The sequence below is a fragment of the Bacillus sp. P4_D3 genome, assembly GCF_056401855.1.
Genome location: NZ_JBFUIN010000399.1, coordinates 1 through 2,800, shown reverse-complemented (window position 1 = coordinate 2,800; position 2,800 = coordinate 1). Strand labels below are relative to the sequence as shown.

General features: G+C 33.3%; 2 protein-coding genes. Both read right to left on the bottom strand.

Annotated features, from left to right (window positions below):
• Nucleotides 1–3: 3 nt before the first annotated feature.
• Nucleotides 4–2,307, bottom strand: a complete 2,304-nt coding sequence (locus AC1DTM_RS21730; RefSeq protein WP_016104578.1) for a glycoside hydrolase — start codon at nucleotides 2,305–2,307, stop codon at nucleotides 4–6.
• Nucleotides 2,308–2,571: 264 nt separating this feature from the next.
• Nucleotides 2,572–2,784 carry a DUF6366 family protein gene (locus AC1DTM_RS21725; RefSeq protein WP_016104577.1) on the bottom strand — a complete coding sequence of 71 codons (213 nt, stop codon included), beginning with the start codon at nucleotides 2,782–2,784 and terminating at the stop codon, nucleotides 2,572–2,574.
• Nucleotides 2,785–2,800 lie beyond the last annotated feature (16 nt).

The window sequence follows — 2,800 nt, the reverse complement described above, 5'->3', positions numbered from 1 at the left end:
TAATTATTTCTCATTTGGTGTGTATATTATTTGCTTCCCATTATTATTAATTAAAGCTGACTTTGCTTTTATTTTCGTTTGTTCTATTTCCACATCATCATTAGAGAAATTCACAATGATTTTAATGTTTTTTCCATATGAAGCAGATTGTACTAACTTATCTTCTGACAAATATGCAAAGTTCGTCATTTCTTCTTTTACTGCCTTTTCATGAACTTCATTCCAAACTTTCAGATGCTCTGTAATTTCTTTTTTATGCTTATTCCACTCTACTTCATCTAAATGGTACAAAGGAGGAACATTATACAATAACTCATACAACATACGATTTCCTACCTCATCTTTTACTTTCAAACTTCCCCATTCCCAGTGATGCGTTGTAATAACGGAATCATTGTATACTAATTTATATAACGGTACCGAATATACCGGATTTAAATATACTTGTTTATATTCTTCTTTCAACGGTACTTGTTTTGCATATTTTTCAGGAACATTTTGATTTGGTGACCAATACCCACCGACATAATACGGGCTTGTTTTATTTTTCCTCATATCTTCATCGTCCCACTTAATAACTGGTGTTTCAATGCCATGAGCAAATGCAATCGTACTACTCGCAAAATCATTTCCGCCCTCTGAGCCAACTACCATACCTTTTTCTTGCGCGATATAATCCATTCGTTTTAATCGTGCTTTTAAATCTTGTTCTTGTGTCGTTACATGTTTTGTTGAATAATCATCATAAATTTCGCCCGTCGCGTCACAATCAATAAACCATGAATTATATTTAGGGCCATTTTGTAATATATCGTTCATTCGTTCTTTTACACTAGGAAGTGATAATGTCGGATTTAATTTTCGGCCTCTCCCTAAAAACCCTTGCACTTTCTCTCCATTTTTCTTCGTTACAGTACCCTCTTCATATAACGATGGATCATTAAAGGACGCTGTGTTCCAATTTTTATCACCTTTTTCATGAATGGAATGATAAGAATCATACGGACCAACTAAATATCCCATTTTCTTAGCTTCTGTAACAAAATTAGGTTGCATATATCCTTGTTCCCAGTTCGGTAGACCAATCCACGCCTTTTCTATCCCGGCCTCTTTCATTTCCTTTAGTATATCCGTTCCATCTGCATTACCCCATTTACTTACTTCTTCAACCGCATCACCGAGTACTGACTTTAGTAAATGTTTATTTAAGCTATACAGCTCTGTCTTCGATAAGTGATCTACACCTTTCTTTAATAACACACTAGCTTCCTGATCAACTTTCGGGAAAATATCCTCTTTATACAATTCCTTCATTGATAATGCTTCGTTTACATAACGCAAAATAACATTTTTTTGATACTTATCAATGAAATCTTGTTTACTTACTTGTTCAAATACATTCAGTTCCCCAGGCTCTGAACTATTCTTTTGAATAAGCTCTTTTATATGGCTAAACAGCGGACTATTTATTTGCTCCCTTAGCTTTGGCCAATTTACATTACTTTCTGATAAACCATTTTGATTCCAAAAATAAAAATGACCTGCACCGTAAAGTTTTTCAATTTCTTTATTTTTTCTTGCCTTTTCTTGTAATGTTTTAAATTCACCTTTTTCAATAATATTGTCCTTGTATAGTTTTGCGATACTTACTGCATCATTATTTGTCACATATAATTGAAAGCCATATGTTTTATTTTTATTTATACTCGGGAATTCATGTGTAAAATCAAACCCTATTTTCGGATCTGAATGAAATTTCAATTCATTATTAAACATATTATTCGCAATATATACGATCGAATATTTAGAACCATTTAATGCAAAAAACTTCATAGAAAATGATTCAGCAAATGAATATGCATCATCCTTTAAAAACTTCTTCCAATTCTCATCATTACTTGGAATTTGCTTACCTTCCCATAACGGAAGTATATAATTTTCAGCTTGTACTTTCGGCCATGTAAAACTTTCTGCACCAGTCGATTCCACTTCAATATTTAAGTACTCTTTTTTCTTTTCTAAGTTTACTTTTACTTTTTGATCTGGATATTCCCACGATGTGCGATCCTTGTCTTTTTTTAAATTCGACACCTTCATTTTCGGTAACGGTTGCGATGCCTGTTCCTTTACACCATCATGTTCTACAGTTAACGTGAAAGTCTCTGGATTTACATCGTAAGTAAAATCTTTATACGTCGCTTTCTTTATTTTAGACTCTTGTAAAGCATTATTACCTTTTACATCACACCCGACTAAAGTCGAAAATGACATAGTAGTAAGAAGACATATTGCTATCATTTTTTTCATCTTCTGCACCTCCACCACTGAATATACAGGAGCTTTGTTACAGGAATGTGGCAAAAAATAATAGGGCCTGCCCCAAAAGCCGAACTTTGAAATGGAGTCATGTTCTTATTGGGTAAATTTGCAACAGTACATGAAATTATATCGAACACAAATAATAAGAGAGGGCCGTCCAATTTTTTTTGGACGACCCTCTTCAAAGTGTAAAAATAAGTTCACTTTTACTAATTATGAGTTCAAACAAATCAAAATTTTAACAAGCTTTCCTTAACTGAAAAAGTAACTGTATATAATATATCCTAAAACTAGCACTAAAATTAATATCCCTGTACCTTTCCAATTCATACCACCTGTCATATCAACAGGGCTACCTGATTCCGCCCTGTTGAGTCCATCATTCAAAGAACCGGTAGGATTATTTTTCAATTCACTTTGTCTCATACGCTCTCTTTTTTCTTCTGGTGACTCTTTTGAACTCATATAATCACCTCTAAAA